At 71.8% G+C, this 16,795-nt stretch carries 16 protein-coding genes; 12 read left to right on the top strand and 4 right to left on the bottom strand.

From position 1 onward, the window contains the following. Positions 1-95: 95 nt before the first annotated feature. Complete coding sequence (locus EWH70_RS14225) at positions 96-1,049, top strand: DUF6542 domain-containing protein (protein ID WP_130475824.1); 954 nt, start codon at positions 96-98, stop codon at positions 1,047-1,049. 196 nt (positions 1,050-1,245) lie between these two features. Here EWH70_RS14225 and EWH70_RS14220 read toward each other — a convergent pair whose 3' ends face one another. Next, a complete protein-coding gene (locus EWH70_RS14220; RefSeq protein ID WP_130475823.1) occupies positions 1,246-2,190 on the bottom strand; it encodes a 4-hydroxy-3-methylbut-2-enyl diphosphate reductase in 945 nt (314 codons plus the stop codon). A gap of 104 nt (positions 2,191-2,294) precedes the next feature. Between EWH70_RS14220 and EWH70_RS14215 the strand changes: the two genes are divergently transcribed. The 6 genes from EWH70_RS14215 (at position 2,295) to EWH70_RS14190 (ending at position 6,602) form a co-directional block, all read left to right on the top strand. Next, on the top strand, positions 2,295-2,840 hold the full coding sequence (locus tag EWH70_RS14215) for a lipid droplet-associated protein (RefSeq protein WP_130475822.1): 546 nt from the start codon (positions 2,295-2,297) through the stop codon (positions 2,838-2,840). Further along, the gene (gene xseA / locus EWH70_RS14210) at positions 2,837-4,093 is read left to right on the top strand and encodes an exodeoxyribonuclease VII large subunit (protein ID WP_130475821.1); all 1,257 of its coding nucleotides are present in this window, start codon (positions 2,837-2,839) and stop codon (positions 4,091-4,093) included. The genes EWH70_RS14215 and xseA overlap by 4 nt, the downstream gene beginning before the upstream one ends. After that, positions 4,093-4,473 (top strand): hypothetical protein, encoded by a 381-nt coding sequence (locus tag EWH70_RS14205; RefSeq protein ID WP_130475820.1) that lies wholly within the window; start codon positions 4,093-4,095, stop codon positions 4,471-4,473. The genes xseA and EWH70_RS14205 overlap by 1 nt, the downstream gene beginning before the upstream one ends. Further along, a complete protein-coding gene (locus tag EWH70_RS14200) occupies positions 4,470-4,697 on the top strand; it encodes an exodeoxyribonuclease VII small subunit (RefSeq protein ID WP_130475819.1) in 228 nt (75 codons plus the stop codon). Before EWH70_RS14205 ends, EWH70_RS14200 begins: the two co-directional genes overlap by 4 nt. Positions 4,698-4,779: 82 nt before the next feature. Continuing rightward, positions 4,780-5,832 carry a class II fructose-bisphosphatase gene (glpX, locus tag EWH70_RS14195; protein WP_130475818.1) on the top strand — a complete coding sequence of 351 codons (1,053 nt, stop codon included), beginning with the start codon at positions 4,780-4,782 and terminating at the stop codon, positions 5,830-5,832. After that, positions 5,829-6,602 carry a S1 family peptidase gene (locus tag EWH70_RS14190; RefSeq protein ID WP_240686975.1) on the top strand — a complete coding sequence of 258 codons (774 nt, stop codon included), beginning with the start codon at positions 5,829-5,831 and terminating at the stop codon, positions 6,600-6,602. Before glpX ends, EWH70_RS14190 begins: the two co-directional genes overlap by 4 nt. Before the next feature lie 20 nt (positions 6,603-6,622). On the opposite strand, the gene EWH70_RS14185 is transcribed toward EWH70_RS14190, so the two are convergent. Then, complete coding sequence (locus tag EWH70_RS14185) at positions 6,623-7,000, bottom strand: hypothetical protein (RefSeq protein ID WP_130475817.1); 378 nt, start codon at positions 6,998-7,000, stop codon at positions 6,623-6,625. 2 nt (positions 7,001-7,002) lie between these two features. Further along, positions 7,003-7,992, bottom strand: a complete 990-nt coding sequence (locus tag EWH70_RS14180; protein ID WP_130475816.1) for an NAD(P)/FAD-dependent oxidoreductase — start codon at positions 7,990-7,992, stop codon at positions 7,003-7,005. Positions 7,993-8,096: 104 nt separating this feature from the next. On the opposite strand from EWH70_RS14180, the gene EWH70_RS14175 reads away from it, so the two are divergent. Next, entirely contained in the window at positions 8,097-9,494 is a 1,398-nt protein-coding gene (locus tag EWH70_RS14175) for a class II fumarate hydratase (RefSeq protein WP_130475815.1), read from the top strand. Here the strand turns inward: EWH70_RS14175 and EWH70_RS14170 are convergent. Next, the gene (locus EWH70_RS14170; protein ID WP_130475814.1) at positions 9,433-10,332 is read right to left on the bottom strand and encodes a DMT family transporter; all 900 of its coding nucleotides are present in this window, start codon (positions 10,330-10,332) and stop codon (positions 9,433-9,435) included. The two genes, EWH70_RS14175 and EWH70_RS14170, sit on opposite strands and share 62 nt — an antisense overlap. 66 nt (positions 10,333-10,398) lie before the next feature. Here EWH70_RS14170 and pdxR point away from each other — a divergent pair, with 66 nt between their 5' ends. The 4 genes from pdxR (at position 10,399) to guaB1 (ending at position 16,792) form a co-directional block, all read left to right on the top strand. Continuing rightward, on the top strand, positions 10,399-11,784 hold the full coding sequence (pdxR, locus tag EWH70_RS14165; protein ID WP_130475813.1) for a MocR-like pyridoxine biosynthesis transcription factor PdxR: 1,386 nt from the start codon (positions 10,399-10,401) through the stop codon (positions 11,782-11,784). Positions 11,785-11,857: 73 nt separating this feature from the next. Then, positions 11,858-13,540 (top strand): PstS family phosphate ABC transporter substrate-binding protein, encoded by a 1,683-nt coding sequence (locus EWH70_RS14160; protein WP_130475812.1) that lies wholly within the window; start codon positions 11,858-11,860, stop codon positions 13,538-13,540. A 286-nt stretch (positions 13,541-13,826) separates the two neighbouring features. Then, positions 13,827-15,344, top strand: coding sequence for an ATP-dependent DNA ligase (locus EWH70_RS14155; protein ID WP_130475902.1), 1,518 nt, complete (start codon positions 13,827-13,829; stop codon positions 15,342-15,344). A gap of 11 nt (positions 15,345-15,355) precedes the next feature. Further along, complete coding sequence (gene guaB1, locus EWH70_RS14150; protein WP_130475811.1) at positions 15,356-16,792, top strand: GMP reductase; 1,437 nt, start codon at positions 15,356-15,358, stop codon at positions 16,790-16,792. Positions 16,793-16,795: the final 3 nt, after the last annotated feature.

Here is a 16,795-nt window from a genome sequence, read left to right as displayed (position 1 = left end):
GGTGTGAGGTGGGAGACGCGGACGAGTGGTCGCATGCACATCGTTGTGGCAGGGGTAGCAACTTCAGGCCTGACCACGGGATACGGTGTTGCCTCGTGACCGCAGTACCCGATCGCCGTAGCGATCCCGATGCCGACGACGTCGACGTGCCGTGGGATGAACTCCCCGTCATCGGCGTGCGCAGAGGTTTGCCCTGGTGGGCGGCCGTGTTGCTGGCGCTCGGGTTGTCGGTGATCGGTGCCGTCGTGAACCTCCAGCTCGACGACGGCAAGCTGGACCTGCAGATCTCCGGTGTGGCGGATCTGCTGTTCCACGTCTGCTTCTTCCTTGGCTCGGTGGGCGCGATCTGCGCGGTGCAGCGACGGAGCCTGTTCGGGCCGATGGTGCAGCCGCCGCTGGTCCTCGCGGTGACGGTACTGGGCGTGGTGCTGCTGGTGTCGGGTTTGCCGGACAACGCCGACATGCTGCAGAAAGGCCTCGCGGTCGGTACGCCCCTGATCAACGGCTTCCCGACCATGGCGATCACCACGGCCGTCGTGCTGGCGATCGGGTTCTACCGCATCTACCGCGAGCGTGACCCGGACGCGCCGGTCAAGGGCGAGGCGAAGCCCGCCGAGGCCAGCAGGCCGCCCGCGCCGCCCCGCAAGCCGAGGGAGCCGCGCGAGGGCGCCCGGCCGTCTGGCGCGCGACGCGGTCGTGACGACCTGGACGGTCCGCCGCCGCGCGGTGGCGGTCGGCCGCCGCAGGGCGGTCCGCGCCGGGGCTCCGGTGCCGCGTCCGGCGGTGCCGCCGCCGGAGGTGCCGCGGGCAGGGGGCGCCGGCCGAGGCCGGACGACCCGCCGCCGAGGCGGTCCGGGGAACGTGGCGCGCCCGAACGGGCCGGTGGCGCGCGGCCGAGGCGGCCGCGCCCGGAGGACGGCGAGCCGCCGCGCAGGCGCGGCGAGGCCCCCGGGTCCCGGGGCGACGCCCCGGGCTCGCGTGGCCGCGGTCAGGACCCGCGCGGCCGCCGAAGCGCGCCTCCGCGCCGCCCCTGGGAGGAAGACCGCTGACGCGCAACACGCGAGTCGTACGTTCCCACGCGCGAGTCGTACGTTCCCACGCGCGAGTCGTAGGTTCCTGCGCGCGAGTTGACCGTTCAGAACACGCGAGTTGACCACTCGCGCCCCGCGAGTCCACCGTTCGCGCCCCGCGAGTCCACCTCCCGGGCCCGGCGAGTTGACCACGCCCGGACCCCGAAGGCCAGGGCTAGCGCACCGCGCTACGTAGCTCCCTCGGCAACGCGAAGGCGACCTTCTCGTTCGCCGTGGTGACCTCTTCGACGTCGTCCCAGCCGCGCTCGGACAGCCACTTCAGCAGGTCCATCACCAGCACGTCGGGCACCGAGGCGCCGCTGGTCACGCCGACGGTCTCGACGCCGTCCAGCCACGACTCGTCGACCTCCGACGCGAAGTCGACCAGGTACGACGCCCGCGCGCCGGCCTTCAGGGCGACCTCGACCAGCCGCTTGGAGTTCGACGAGTTCCGCGACCCAACCACCAGCACCAGGTCACACTCCGCGGCCATCGCCTTGACGGCGACCTGACGGTTGGTCGTGGCGTAGCAGATGTCGTCGCTCGGCGGGTCGGAGATCTGCGGGAACTTCGCCTTGAGCTGGTCGACCCGCTCCATCGTCTCGTCGACGCTCAGTGTGGTCTGGGACAGCCACACCACCTTCGACGGGTCGCGCACCTCGACCTTGTCGACGTCCTCGGCGGTGTCGACGAGCTGCACGCGGTCGGGCGCCTCACCGGCGGTGCCCTCGACCTCCTCGTGGCCCTCGTGGCCGATCAGCAGGATGTCGTAGTCGTCGCGGGCGAACCGGTTGACCTCCTTGTGCACCTTCGTCACCAGGGGGCAGGTCGCGTCGATGGTCTTCAGGTTGCGCTCGGCGGCCTCGGCGTGGACCGCGGGCGACACACCGTGCGCCGAGAACACCACCAGCGCCCCCTCGGGCACCTCGGAGGTCTCCTCGACGAAGATCACGCCGCGCTCCCGCAGGGTCTCCACGACGTGCCGGTTGTGCACGATCTCCTTGCGCACGTAGACCGGCGGGCCGTACATCTCGAGGGCCTTCTCGACGGCGACCACCGCCCGGTCGACGCCCGCGCAATAGCCACGGGGTTTCGCCAGCAGCACTCGCTTCCCACTCATACCCCCAGGGTACGGGCTCACCCTCTGTGCGCACCGTCACGCACGCTGCGCCACTTCCCCCATCCGGTTGGGCAGGACGGCCCACATGCGGCAGGCTAAGCGGCATGAAGCCTCTCCCGCTCCCGCTCCGGATCGCAGCGGGCCTCGCCGTGACCACCGTCGAGCGGGCTCGCGAACTCCCCCGGCAGCTCACCGGCCTTCCGGTGACCGTCGCCAGCCAGGTCCTCCAGCTCTCCATGCGTGTTCAACAACACATCACCGAGCTGGCCATCAAGGGTGACGACGCCCTCGCCGCCCTCCGCCCGGTCGAGGAGGCGCCCAGCTGGGCGACCTTCGACGAGGACCTCCCCGCCGAAAGCACGAACGGCGTCGCCGACGACCCGTGGTCACAGGAGGAGCAGGCGCTGGCCGCCGACCACCCCGAGGGCGAGTTCGACACCGCCGGCCCGGCCGGGGTCGCCGGCTACGACGACCTCACACTGCCCCAGCTGCGCGCCCGCCTGCGCCGGTTCAGCGCCGAGCAGCTCGAGGAAATCCTGGCCTACGAACGCGATCACGCGAACCGTCCGCAGTTCACCGGCATGCTCGCCCGCCGCCTCGGCAACCTGCATCGCACCGGCGAGGCCAGCGAGGAGAACAACGGCCAGTGACGGGTCCCGACACCGCGGCCAGGGACGGATCGAGCGCCGAGACGCCGTGGCCGGTCCGCACGGTCGCCCGCAAGATCGCCGACTGGATCCACCGGCTGGGCACGGTCTGGGTCGAGGGCCAGGTCACCCAGCTCACCGCACGCCCCGGCACGCAGACCGCGTTCCTCACGCTGCGCGACCCGGCCGCCGACGTCTCCATGTCGGTCACCTGCCCGATGGGCCTGATGCGGTCGATCGAACCGCCGCTACGCGAGGGCGCGAGCGTGGTCGTGCACGCCAAGCCGACGTTCTACTTCGGACGCGGCGCGCTCAGCCTCCGGGCCGACGAGATCCGCGCGGTCGGCGTCGGCGAGCTGCTCGCCCGGATCGAGCGGCTACGCAGGCTGCTCGCGGCCGAGGGCATGTTCGCTCCCGAACGCAAGCGCAAGATTCCCTTCCTTCCCAAGGGAATCGGCCTCATCACCGGGCGCGCCTCGGCGGCGGAACGCGACGTTCTCGTCAACGCCAGGGCCCGCTGGCCGTCGGCCAACTTCCGCGTGCTCAACACCGCCGTGCAGGGCGTTCAGGCGGTTCCGGAAATCGTCCGCGCACTGACCACTTTGGACAGAGACCCGGCGATCGAGGTGATCGTGATCGCCCGCGGTGGCGGCAGTGTGGAGGACCTGCTGCCGTTCTCCGACGAGACGCTGTGCCGCGAGGTCGCCGCCGTGCGCACCCCGGTGGTCAGCGCCATCGGACACGAGCCGGACACCCCGCTGCTCGACCACGTCGCCGACCTGCGTTGTTCCACCCCGACCGACGCGGGTAAGCGCATCGTTCCCGACGTCAAGGAGGAGGCCACCCGGGTACGGCAGATGCGCGACCGCGGCCGCCGTGCACTGCACGGCTGGGTGGACACCCAGCGGCGCCTGCTCGACCAGCTGCGTAGCCGTCCCGTGCTGGCCGACCCGCTCGGCCCGATCGACCGCCGCGCCGACGAGGTCATGGTCCAGAAGGAACGCGGCCGCAGGGAGATCCTCGCCCACCTCACCCGCGAACAGACCGCGCTGACCGCCGCGCGGGCCCGGCTGACCGCGCTCGGACCGGCCGCGACACTCGATCGGGGGTACGCCGTCGTGCAATTCTCCGATCCGGAAGGCAACCTCCACGTACTCCGATCGGTCTCCGAGGTGAACGACGGCAGCGTCGTCCGCATCCGGGTCGCCGACGGTGCCGTGTCCGCGACGGTGCGAACACCGGGCGAGGAGGACTAGTGCACCAGTTCCTGCCGCTGACGACCGACGCCGCCTCCCGCGCCGGTGCCACGTCGGTGCTCGCCAGCGCCCAGGCCGCCGACGCGGCGGCCACCTCCTGCTGGACGGCCCTGCTGGCCGGCCGCACCGGCTGCCGCAACCTGCCGCCGCGGCTGCGGCAGCTGTCCGAGGCGACCTCGCTCTACGTCGGCACCCGCTGGTGGTTCGCCGAGGGCAGCGCCCACCGCAAGCGGGTGGCCCGCGCGCAGAACCAGATCGAGGACGCCGTCACCGATGGCGACGGCCAGGAGTTCGCGCTCGCGTTCGTCGGCTACGACCACGCGATGGCCAGCGCGGTAGTGTGCGCGGGCAGCCGACAACACGGGAGAACCTTCGCGTGAGCGAGAGCCAGACCGACAACGAACTCGGGTACGAGCAGGCCCGCGACCAGCTGGTCGAGGTGGTCCGCACCCTGGAGGCCGGCGGCCTGTCGCTGGAGCAGTCGCTCGCGCTGTGGGAGAAGGGCGAGGAACTGGCCCGCCTGTGCGAGCGGCACCTGGAAGGCGCCCGGGAACGGGTGGAGACCGCGCTCGCGTCGGTCGAGGACGGCGACGACGGACAGTGACGTTCGCCATGCGCGGTTGAACGGGACCGCCAGCGGGGATCTGAGAGACTGAGAACCCGCCGCACGTGACCCGGGAGGCCGCATGTCCAGCCCAAGTCCAGCCAGCAGCCAGCCGCGCCGCAGGGAGGCGCCCGACCGCAACCTGGCGATGGAACTGGTCCGGGTCACCGAGGCCGCGGCGATGGCCGCGGGCCGCTGGGTCGGCAAGGGCGACAAGAACGGTGGCGACGGCGCGGCCGTCGACGCGATGCGTCAGCTCGTCGGCACCGTCTCCATGCGCGGCGTCGTCGTGATCGGGGAGGGCGAGAAGGACGAGGCCCCGATGCTGTTCAACGGCGAGGAGGTCGGCAACGGCGACGGGCCGGAGTGCGACGTCGCCGTCGACCCGATCGACGGAACCACGCTGATGTCCAAGGGCATGCCCAACGCGCTGGCGGTGCTGGCCGTCGCCGAGCGCGGGGCGATGTTCGACCCGTCCGCCGTGTTCTACATGGAGAAGCTCGCCGTCGGGCCGGAGGCCGCGGGCTCGGTCGACCTCGCCGCCCCGATCGCGGAGAACATCCGCCGGGTGGCGAAAGCCAAGAAGAGCGGTGTGTCCGACGTGACCGTCTGCATCCTCGACCGGCCCCGGCACGAGCAGCTGGTCAAGGAGGTCCGCGAAGCGGGCGCCCGGATCCGGTTCATCTCCGACGGTGACGTCGCCGGTGCCATCGCGGTGGCGCGGCCGACCACGGGTGTCGACATGCTGCTCGGTATCGGCGGCACCCCCGAGGGCATCATCGCCGCGGCCGCGCTGAAGTGCATCGGCGGCGAGCTGCAGGGCAGGCTGTGGCCGAAGGACGACGAGGAGCGCGCCAAGGCCATCGACGCCGGCCACGACCTCGACCGCGTCCTCACCAACGACGACCTCGTCCGTGGCGACAACGTGTTCTTCTGCGCCACCGGCATCACCGACGGCGACCTGCTGCGCGGTGTGCACTACCGGGAGGGCGGCGCGACGACGCAGTCGATCGTCATGCGGTCCAAGTCCGGCACCGTGCGGATGATCGACGGCTACCACCGGCTGACCAAGCTGCGGGACTACTCCTCCGTCGACTTCGACGGCGACAACGACGCGGTGCCCCCGCTGCCGTGATCGTTCGCTCCCTGCTCGCGGCCGTCGTACTGGCGCTGGCTCTCGCCACGCCGGCCGCGGCCACCCGGCTGTTCATCGTCGGCGGTGTCGAAGCCGACCAGGACTACTCGTTCATCGTCTCGCTGCAGACCAGCACCGGCTCGCACCGCTGCGGCGGTGTGCTGATCGACCCGCGCTGGGTGCTGACCGCCGCCCACTGCCTGCAGGGGCGCAACACCGACCTGCTCAACGCCAGGGTCGGCAGCAGGGACCGCACCAAGGACGGCGAGCTGGTCAAGGCGGCGAGGCTGATCCGCCATCCCGACTACAACCCGGACGGCGCGGGCGGCGACATCGGCCTGGTCGAGCTGACGCAGCCGGTGAAGGCCGAGCCGATCGCCAGGGCGGACGCCGCGCCGCCGGACACCGTCACCCGGCTGCTCGGCTGGGGGCAGATCTGCCCCCAGCAGGGCTGCGGCGACTACCCGGCGGTGCTGCGGCAGCTGGACACGAAGCTCGTCACCGAGGGCTGCACGGACGACTTCGACCCGAAGGTCGAACTGTGCACCAGCAACCCCGGAGCCAAGGCCGGGTCGTGCTACGGCGACTCGGGCGGCCCGCAGATCACCAGGGTCGGCGACCGCTGGCGGCTGGTCGGTGTGACCAGCCGGCCGGGCAACGGCGACGAGACCTGCGCGACCGCGCCGTCGATCTACACCTCCGCCATCGCCTACGCGAGCTGGATCACCGAGCAGACGGCTCCGAAGCCGCCCGGCTCCCCAAGCTCGTGAAGGCCACCACGCCGGCTTGCTCATCGAGCAGGTGCCTCTGACGACGGACGGAACTCGTGGGTGACCTCGATCTGGCCGACGATGTGCGTGTTGAACTCGTCGAGTTCCTCGGCGGGAACCCACAGCTCGAGGATCGTGCGGCCGCCGGCCTGCTGGACCGGGTAGCGCCGGAGGAACTCGGACTCGACCCGGAACCGCGTCACGTAGCCGACACCGCTGTGCGGAACGTTCCAGTCACGGGCGATCTTGATCGCGTACTCCTCGTTGAGCACGGGGTAGAAGATCGGCTGCTCAGGTAGCCGTGGCGGCCAGGCGCGCCAGCCGGATTGCCGCACCAGCTCCAGCTCCTCCGGACCGGTTGGGCGCCACAGCACCGTCGTCGACGTTTCCTGGCCCATAGCTACTCCACGTTCGACGAGTGCCCGGGGAACAGGTGTGCCTCCGGGTTGAGGGCCACCGCGATGTTGTTGATCGCCGTGGCGGCCTCGCCGAAGCCGGTGGCGATCAGCTTCACCTTGCCCGGGTAGGCGGCGACGTCCCCGGCGGCGTAGATCCGGTCCCGGGCCGTTCGCATGGTGCTGTCCACGCCGATGGCCCGGTGGTCGATCTCCAGGCCCCAGTTCTCGATCGGCCCGAGGTCGGCGGTGAAGCCCAGCGCCGCCACGACGGTCTGCGCCGGCAGCACCTCCGTACCACCGCCCTTGACCTCGACCTCCACCTCGGCCAGGACGCCGTCGCGGTCGCGCAGCGCGGTGACCTCGGCGTCGGTGATGATCCGGATGCCCAGCTCCCTGGCCTCCCGCACGATGGACTCCGCCGCCCGGAACTTCGACCGCCGGTGCACCAGCGAGACGCTGGCCGCCACCGGGTGCAGCGCGAGCACCCAGTCGAACGCCGAGTCGCCGCCGCCGACGACCACCACGTGCTGTCCGCGGTGCGCCTCCAGCGCGGGCACGAAGTGCACCATCCCGCGTCCCAGCCAGCCGTCGCCAGCGGGCAGCGGCCGCGGGGTGAACTCGCCGATCCCCGCGGTGATCAGGATCGCGCCTGCCCGCACGACATCGCCGCCGTCGAGCGTCAACTCGAACCCCTCGCCGTGCTCGACCAGCCCCTCGGCCTTGCGCCCCAGCAGGTACGTCGGCTTCCACGGCGCCGCCTGGTCGACGAGGCCCTGCACGAGGTCGCGGCCGCGCACGGCGGGGAACCCGCCGACGTCGTAGATCATCTTCTCCGGGTACATCGCGGTGACCTGGCCGCCGGGCTCGGGTAGCGAGTCGACGATGGCCATGGACAGACCGCGGAAGCCCGCGTAGTAAGCCGCGAACAACCCGGTGGGACCGGCGCCGATGATGGCGACGTCGACGGTCAGGACCTCGGTGGGCCGACTCATGTCGTACCTCTTCCGCCAGTGGTGGTGGCTGTGATCGGGAACACTTCCACCCTAGTGGTCGAACACACGGCGCGTGGCCGTCCGAACTGGGCCAGACTGGCGGCATGGCAGAACAGGAGTATCGGATCGAGCACGACACGATGGGCGAGGTCAGGGTGCCCGCCGACGCCCTCTACCGCGCGCAGACGCAGCGTGCCGTCGAGAACTTCCCCATCTCCGGCCGGGGCCTGGAGCGCGCCCAGATCCGCGCGCTCGGCCTGCTGAAGGCCGCGACCGCGCGGGTCAACGCCCGGCTCGGGGTGCTGGACGCCGATCTGGCAGGCGCGATCGCGGCCGCGGCCGACGAGGTCGCCGAGGGCCGCCACGACGAGCACTTCCCGATCGACGTCTTCCAGACGGGCTCCGGGACGTCGTCGAACATGAACGCCAACGAGGTCATCGCGACGCTGGCCAGCCGCGCGCTCGGCCGCGACGTGCACCCGAACGACCATGTCAACGCCTCCCAGTCGTCGAACGACACGTTCCCGACGACCATCCACGTCGCCGCGACCGAGGCCGTGCTGACCGACGTGATCCCGGCACTGGATCACCTGGCAACGACCATCGAGGGCCGCGCGGCCGAGTGGTCGGACGTGGTGAAGTCCGGTCGCACGCACTTGATGGACGCCGTGCCGATCACGCTCGGCCAGGAGGCCGGGGCGTGGGCGGCGCAGGTCCGTTTCGGCATCGAGCGGCTGCGGTCCGGACTGGGCAGGTTGGGCGAGCTGCCCATCGGCGGCACCGCAGTCGGCTCCGGCCTCAACGCGCCCGACGGCTTCGGCAGCGCCGTCGCCGCTGAGCTGGCGAACGTGACCGGGCTGCCGCTGACCGAGGCCCGCGACCACTTCGAGGCGCAGGCGACGCAGGACAGCGTGGTGGAAACGTCGGGTCACCTGCGCACGGTCGCGGTGTCGCTGAACAAGATCGCCAACGACCTGCGCTGGCTGGGCTCCGGCCCACGCACCGGCCTTGCCGAGCTGGCACTGCCGGACCTGCAGCCGGGCTCGTCGATCATGCCGGGCAAGGTCAACCCGGTGATCCCGGAGGCGACGCTGCAGGTGGTCGCCCAGGTGATCGGCAACGACGCCGCGGTGGCCTACGCGGGCGCGCAGGGCAACTTCCAGCTCAACGTCAACCTGCCGGTGATCGCCCGCAACGTGCTGGAGTCGGCGCGGCTGCTCGCGGCGGTGTCGCGGCTACTGGCGGACAAGGTGTTCGCCGGCCTGACGGTCAACGCCGAGCGGGCGCGGGAGTACGCCGAGGGATCGCCGTCGATCGTCACCCCGCTCAACGCCTACATCGGCTACGAGGAGGCCGCCGCCGTCGCCAAGCAGGCGCTGAAGGAGCTGAAGACCATCCGCGAGGTGGTCATCGAGCGCGGCCATGTGGCCAACGGCAAGCTCACCGAAGCTCAGCTGGACGAGGCTCTGGACGTGCTGCGGATGGCACGCGGCGGGAAGTAAGGCCCACCACCACACCGAGGCTGACGAGGGCGACGCCTGCCAGGTCGGTCAGTTCGAGGGACTGCCTGCCCAGCAGCAGGGCGACGACCAGGCCGGAGACGGGCATGATCCCGATCAGCACTCCGGCCCGGTCGGCGCCGAGCGTCCCGACGGCGAAGTACCAGACCACGAACGCCACGGCCGTGACCAGGACGGCCAGCACCAGCAACGCGGTCAGCTCGGTCGCGTCCGGCACCCGCCAGCCACCGGCGAAACTGCCCACAGCCGCCCCGCCGATCGCCGCCGTGAAGCAGCTCCACGTCGCGGTGGCCAGTGGGCCGAGCCGCTCGATCAGGCCGACGGCGAGCAACGTGAACGCCGCCTCGGCGAGCATCGCCAGCACGGCCAGCAGCAGCCCGGCCGCACTGCCCGAACCACCACCGGACAGCACCGCCACCCCCGCGACGGCCAGCACCGCACCCACCAGCGGCGTGGCCGACGGTCGCTTGCGGGCCAGCAGTGGGCCCGCGATGGCGAGCACGAGCGGGCTGCCGCCGAGCAAGGCCGCGACGAGCCCGGGTTCGGCGTGCCGCTGCGCCAGCAGCAGGAACGCCTGGAACCCGATCATTCCGGTCGCCGCCAGCGCGACGAGTGCGGGCACGTCGGACAGCCGGGGCCGGGGCAGCCGCCGTCCGGTCAGCCTGGCGAACGCGAGCAGCAGCAGGCCGCCGAGGCCGTACCGCAGTGCCTGGCCGGTCAGCAGCGGGTAGGCGTCGAGCAGCGCGGTCACCGGTACGGAACCGCCGACGATGACGGAGGTGGTGATCCCGGCGAGTACGCCGTGGCGGGTTGTGCTCATAGGTCCAGCGTCGATGACCACTGGTCCACTTCCCAGTACCACTTGTGCTGCCGCAAACTGGACCACATGTTGCGTGAACTGCTGCTGCCGAGCCTGACCGGGGGCCGCCGGGGCAAGGCCGTCGAGGCGGCGTTGCGGGAAGCCATCCGCTCCGGCCGGCTCGCCGCGGGTACCCGGCTGCCGTCCAGCCGCGACCTCGCCGCCCAGCTCGGCCTGTCCCGCGGCACGGTCACGACGCTGTACGGGCAGCTGGTCGCGGAGGGCTACCTGCTGGCCCGGCACGGATCCGGCACCGAGGTCGCACCGCTGGGCGACGACAGCGCACCCCGTCCGGCACCACCGGCTGCCCGGCCGCGCTGGCGGTACGACCTCAAACCCGGCCTGCCCGCGCTGAGCGCGTTCCCCCGGGCGGAATGGCTTGCGGCACAACGGGAATCGCTCACCACGATGCCCGACGCCGAACTGGGCTACCCCGATCCGGCCGGCCATCCCGCGCTGCGGGCGGAGCTGGCGTCCTACCTCGGCCGCGTCCGTGCCCTGCCCACCACACCGGACGACATCGTGATCACCAACGGCGCCGCCGAAGGCCTCTCGCTGCTCGCCGGCGTCCTGCGCGCGGAGGGCCACACGACGGTCGCCGTCGAGGATCCCAGCCACGTCGGTCAAGCCGAACTCCTTGCCGCGCATGGACTTCAGCCGCACGGCGTGCCCGTCGACGACGACGGCATCGACATCACCCTGCTGACTGCGCCCTGCCGCGCGGTCGTGGTCAGCGCCGCGCACCAGTTCCCGCTCGGCGTCGCGCTCGGGCCGGACCGCAGGCGGTCGCTGCTGTCCTGGGCGCGGGCGACGGGCAGCCTGGTGATCGAGGACGACTACGACGCCGAGCACCGCTACGACCGGGCCGCGCTCGGGGCCGTCCGCGCGCTCGATCCCGAACGGGTCGCCTACGTCGGCAGCGTCAGCAAGGTCCTCGCACCCGCGCTGCGGATCGGCTGGCTCGTGCTGCCCACGCGGCTGCGGGAACAGGTGATCGAGCTGAAGTTCCGACACGACCTCGGCTGCGCGCCGATGCCGCAGGCGGCGCTGGCCGTCCTGCTGCGTGGTGGCGGGTACGACCGGCACCTGCGCCGCACCCGCAGGCTGTACCGGCAGCGGCGGGACGCCCTGCTGGGCGCGCTCGCCGAGCACCTGCCGGCGTGGCGGCCGTTCGGCATCGCCGCCGGTCTGCACGTGGTCGTCCGGCTGCCCGACGGCACCGACGACGCGTCCCTGCAACGAAAGCTGGCGGCGGCGGGCGTCAACGCGCCGGCGCTGTCCGGTTACGCGCACACGCCGGACTCGCCGTTCCCCGGTCTGGTGCTCGGGTACGCGGCGCTCACGCCGGACCGGCTGCGGGAGGCGGTCACCGTGACGGCTCAGGTCGCCAACCAGGGGTTGAATCCCAGGTGAACGTCGTGTTTTCCGCTGCTGGGCAAGGAAGATCCGTGTCTACGCTGGCTGCTCGCGGTGGAGGGAGCAACACGTGGGCATCGGCCAGGCGATGCAGTCGATCGCCGAACTCCTTGGCTCCGGTGAGGGCAGCCTGGTCCTGGGAATCGCGGCGCTCATCGCGATCGGTGCGCCGTTCGCCGACCGTTACGTCATCCGGCGCAAGCGGCTGACGTTCCGGGTGCTCTACAACTCCAAGATCGGCCTCACCCCCGTCGACCTGAACGACGACGCGCACTCGGCCAAGATGGATCCGCACCTGAAGACCATGGCGCGGCAGCTGAGCCGGATGAGCATCGTGGTCATCCGGATCCGCAACACCGGCAGTTTCGACATCGACCCGGACGACTTCGAGACACCGATCTCGTTCACGTTCGGCGACCGGATCGTCTGGGACGCCAGGATTTCCGAGGCCACCACAGACGATCTGCGTCAGCTGATCCGGGAGAACATGGAGTTCTTCTCCCGCGAATCCACCCCCGACGTCGCCGACCGGGAGAAACTGTCCGGCGTGCGGTCCTGGCTGCCGCAGCGGCTCGCCGGCCTGCTCGGCTCGCAGGACAAGGAGAAGGAGCCGGAACCGCCGCAGTTGCACGGCGTGCGGTTGACGCGACTGTCGCTGAAGCGGTCGGAGAAGTTCAAGCTCGTCGTGGTGCTGCGGGAGCCGGGCGACAACGGCAGGACCGAGATCAGCAAGGACGTCACCCGCCGCGGCCGGATCTCGGGCGGGCGGATCAAGGACGAGAAGCAGCAGCGCAGGCTGAGCTGGCCGGTGGTGACCGGTGCGGTCGGGGTGCTGCTCACCGGCGCGTTGATCGCCACGCTGCTGACCGCGAGCCGTCCGGTCGACCCGGCCATCCGGTGCGCGGACGGCACCATCCGGGTCGAGGGGTCGACGGTGTTCACGCCGATCGTCGGGCGGATCGCGCAGAAATACACGCAGGCCTGCTCGGACGCGACCGTCACCGCCCAGCCCACCGGCAGTATCGACGGGGTCCGCGCGCTGGCGGCGCTGCCCGCCGAGCAGCGGGGCGAGCTGGCCGTGCTGTCCGACGGCAGGGGCGGCGAGCAGGCGAAAGCGCTGGTGCCACAGGCCGTCGCGGTGATCGTGTTCGGTGTCGTCGTCAACACCTCCGCCGGGGTCGACCGGCTGACCACCGAACAGCTCCGGGACATCTTCCAGGGACGGATCCGCGACTGGAACCAGCTGCGGCCGGGGCCGTCGATGCCGATCAGGCTGGTCGGCAGGGGCCAGGAGTCGGGCAGCAGGCAGGCGTTCGAGACGGAGGTACTCGGCGGGACCGAGGGCGGGCTGTCGTCGGATTCCTGCGAGCGGCCCGAGCGCGACGCGGGCGCGGCGACCGTCCGCTGCGAGCGCAGCAGCACCTCCGACGTGCTGGCCGAGATCGCCGCGACACCGGGGGCGATCGGGTACGCCGACGTCCCGGCCGCCAAGGCGGCGACGGCGGGTGACCAGTCGCTGACCACCGTGCGGCTGGACGGCCGGGAGCCGGACGTCAGCGTGATCGCCGCGGGCTACCCGTTCTGGACGATCGAGTACCTGTACACGAAGGGCGTCCCGGACGGCGACTCGCTGCTGAAGAACTTCCTCGACTACCTGCGCGGGGACGCGGCGCGAGCCGAGCTGCAGGAGGCCGGGTACACGCCGTGCGTCGGCCGCGACGGCTCGGTGCACCCCCTCTGCGCCGCCCCCTGACCTCGCTGATCGCCACCTTCACTACGTGAGACGTCAGGGCTCCGGCAAAGTCCAGAGTCCGGGGCGATTGCCGTGAGGGCGCCCTTCACGGCATCAGACGCCACCACATCCGCCCTCACCCCGGCACACCCGCCCCACCAGCCACCACGAACGAGACAACCCCGCCAAGCACCCAGAGCACGTGAAGGCCACCTTCACCACGTCACACGTAATGAAGGTGGCCTTCACGTGCTTGGCGAGCCTCGCTGATCGGCGATTGTCGGTGGTCGGGGGCATGATGGTCCCCATGTTGTTCGCCGACCTGGTCGCCACCTCGGCCGAGGTCGCCGCGACCCGTTCACGTAAGGCGAAGATCGAGGCGCTGGCGCGACGCCTGTCCGGCACCGACCCGGACGAGCTGGCCGCCGCGGTCGCCTACCTCACCGGCCAGACCAGGCAGGGCCGGATCGGGGCGGGCTGGCGCACGGTCACCGGGCTGGACGCCACCCCTGCCCGGGAGCCGCGGCTGAGCGTGTCCGAGGTCGACAAGGCACTCGGCGACGTCGCCGCGGCAGGCGGCGCCGGGTCCGTGAAGCGCAGGGCCGACGTACTGACCGCGTTGTTCTCCGCCGCCACCGAGGCGGAGCAGCGGTTCCTGCTGGCCCTGGTGACAGGTGAGCTACGACAGGGAGCCTTGGAGGGGGTGATGATCGACGCCGTCGCGGCGGCGGCGCAGGTACCGGCAGCCGTGGTCCGGCGCGCCCTGATGCTGTCCGGCAGCCTGCCGGAGACGGCACGCGCGGCGATGGCCGGCGGCGTCGCCGAGCTGGAGACGTTCCGGCTGCGGCTGGGCAGGCCGGTACGGCCGATGCTGGCCTCGCCTGCCGAGTCGCTGGCCGAGGCCGTCACCGAGCACCCGGACGCGCTGGTCGAGTACAAGATGGACGGTGCGCGCATCCAGGTGCACCGCGACGGCGAGGAGGTGCACGTCTACACCCGCACCCTGCGTGAGATCACCGGCAGTGTCGCCGAGCTGGTCGAGCTGGTGCGGGCGCTGCCGTGCACGTCCGTGGTGCTCGACGGCGAGACGCTGGCGCTGACCGACGACGGCAGGCCCCGGCCGTTCCAGGAGACGATGAGCAGGTTCGGGTCGACGACCGAGGAGCAGGTGCGTGCCCTGCTGCTGCGGCCGTACTTCTTCGACTGCCTGCACCTGGACGGCGTGGACCTGCTGGACTCGCCCCTTCGCGAACGCAACGAGGCGCTACGCAAGGTCGTCGGCCCGCACCTCATCCCCGGTGAGGTGAACCCCGCCGACCCCGAGCAGGTACTGGCGGGCGCGCTGGAAGCCGGGCACGAGGGCGTCATGGTCAAAGCGCTGGACTCGGTGTACGCGGCCGGGCGACGGGGCAGCGCCTGGCTGAAGGTCAAGCCGGTGCACACGCTGGACCTGGTCGTGCTGGCCGCGGAGTGGGGCCACGGCAGGCGCACCGGCTACCTGTCCAACCTCCACCTCGGCGCCCGCGACCCGGACGGCGGACCGCCGATCATGGTGGGCAAGACGTTCAAGGGGATGACCGACGAGCTGCTGGCCTGGCAGACCGAGACGTTCCAGCGGCTGGAGACCCACCGCGACGACTGGACCGTTCACGTACGCCCTGAGCTGGTGGTGGAGATCGAGCTGGACGGCGCCCAGGTGAGCACCCGCTACCCCGGCGGCGTGGCGCTGCGGTTCGCCAGGGTGCTCCGCTACCGCCCGGACAAGGACCCGGCAGAGGCGGACACCATCGACGCCGTCCGGGCCACCCTGCGGGGTTCCCGGTAACCTGGGGACCCGTGCGCTTCCTCGACGGGCACCGCCCCGCCCACGATCTGACCTACGACGACGTCTACCTCCTGCCGAACCGCTCGGACGTGGAGTCGCGGTTCGACGTCGACCTCTCCACCGCCGACGGCACCGGAGCGACGTTCCCGATCGTGGTCGCCAACATGACCGCCGTCGCCGGCAGGCGGATGGCCGAGACCGTCGCCCGCCGCGGCGGCCTGGTGGTCCTGCCGCAGGACGTCGACCCCGCCGCGGTCGCCGAGATCACCAGCTGGGTCAAGAGCAGGCACGCGGTGTGGGACACCCCGCTGGTGCTGACCGGTGGTGACGCGGTCGCCGACGCGCTCAACCTGGTGGGCAAGCGGGCCCACGGCGCCGTGGTCGTCGTCGACGCCGACGGCCGCCCGGTGGGCGTCGTCGACGAGGCCGCCTGCGCGGGCGTCGACCGGTTCTCCCGGCTGAGCGACGTCGTCACACCCGCCCTGGTCACCGACCTGGACACGGCCCCGCGTGAGGTGTTCGAACGGCTGCACGAGCACGGCGGCAAGCTGGCGCTGGGCGTCGACGCCGACGGCAGGCTGGCCGGCGTGCTCACCGACGTCGCCGCGCTGCGGGCGGAGATCTACACCCCCGCGCTGGACCACCTCGGCCGGCTGCGGGTGGCCGCGGCCATCGGCGTCAACGGTGATGTGGCAGCCAAGGCCGAGGCCGTGCTCGACGCCGGGGTGGACGTGCTGGTGGTGGACACCGCGCACGGCCACCAGGAGAAGATGATCTCCGCATTGAAGGCCGTCCGGTCGATCTCGCCGTCGGTTCCCGTGGTGGCCGGCAACGTGGTGACCGCCGAGGGCACCAGGGACCTGATCGCCGCGGGCGCGGACGTCGTCAAGGTCGGCGTCGGGCCGGGCGCGATGTGCACCACCCGGATGATGACCGGCGTCGGCAGGCCGCAGTTCTCCGCGGTGGCCGACTGCGCGGCCGCCGCCCGCGAGCTGGGCAAGCACGTCTGGGCCGACGGCGGTGTGCGGCACCCGCGTGACGTCGCGCTGGCGCTGGCGGCGGGCGCGTCGGCGGCCATGGTGGGCTCCTGGTTCGCCGGCACCCACGAGTCGCCCGGCGACCTGCGGTACGACGAGAACGGCAGGCCGTACAAGGAATCCTTCGGCATGGCGTCGAAGCGGGCCGTCGGGGCGCGTACCCGCACCGACAACGCGTTCGACCGCGCACGCAAGGCCCTGTTCGAGGAGGGCATCTCGTCGTCGCGGATGGCCCTGGACCCGCAGCGGCCCGGCGTCGAGGATCTGCTCGACTCGATCGGCTCAGGCGTGCGCTCGGCGTGTACCTACGCCGGTGCCCGCACGCTGGAGGAGTTCCACGAGCGCGCCGTGCTCGGTGTGCAGTCGGCGGCCGGTTTCGCCGAGGGACGGCCGTTGCCCGCCGGCTGGTAGCCG

Origin of the sequence: Amycolatopsis suaedae (assembly GCF_004214935.1) — a bacterium.
In the GTDB taxonomy this organism is placed as follows: Bacteria; Actinomycetota; Actinomycetes; order Mycobacteriales; family Pseudonocardiaceae; genus Amycolatopsis; species Amycolatopsis suaedae.
This window is presented reverse-complemented; position numbering and strand designations above follow the sequence as displayed.

Coding starts and splice junctions, on each gene's coding strand:
- EWH70_RS14220 (WP_130475823.1), bottom strand. CDS start 2,190: ATGAGTGGGAAGCGAGTGCTGCTGGCGAAACCCCGTGGCTATTGCGCG.
- EWH70_RS14215 (WP_130475822.1), top strand. CDS start 2,295: ATGAAGCCTCTCCCGCTCCCGCTCCGGATCGCAGCGGGCCTCGCCGTG.
- glpX (WP_130475818.1), top strand. CDS start 4,780: ATGTCCAGCCCAAGTCCAGCCAGCAGCCAGCCGCGCCGCAGGGAGGCG.
- EWH70_RS14185 (WP_130475817.1), bottom strand. CDS start 7,000: ATGGGCCAGGAAACGTCGACGACGGTGCTGTGGCGCCCAACCGGTCCG.
- EWH70_RS14180 (WP_130475816.1), bottom strand. CDS start 7,992: ATGAGTCGGCCCACCGAGGTCCTGACCGTCGACGTCGCCATCATCGGC.
- EWH70_RS14175 (WP_130475815.1), top strand. CDS start 8,097: ATGGCAGAACAGGAGTATCGGATCGAGCACGACACGATGGGCGAGGTC.
- EWH70_RS14170 (WP_130475814.1), bottom strand. CDS start 10,332: ATGAGCACAACCCGCCACGGCGTACTCGCCGGGATCACCACCTCCGTC.
- pdxR (WP_130475813.1), top strand. CDS start 10,399: ATGTTGCGTGAACTGCTGCTGCCGAGCCTGACCGGGGGCCGCCGGGGC.
- EWH70_RS14155 (WP_130475902.1), top strand. CDS start 13,827: ATGTTGTTCGCCGACCTGGTCGCCACCTCGGCCGAGGTCGCCGCGACC.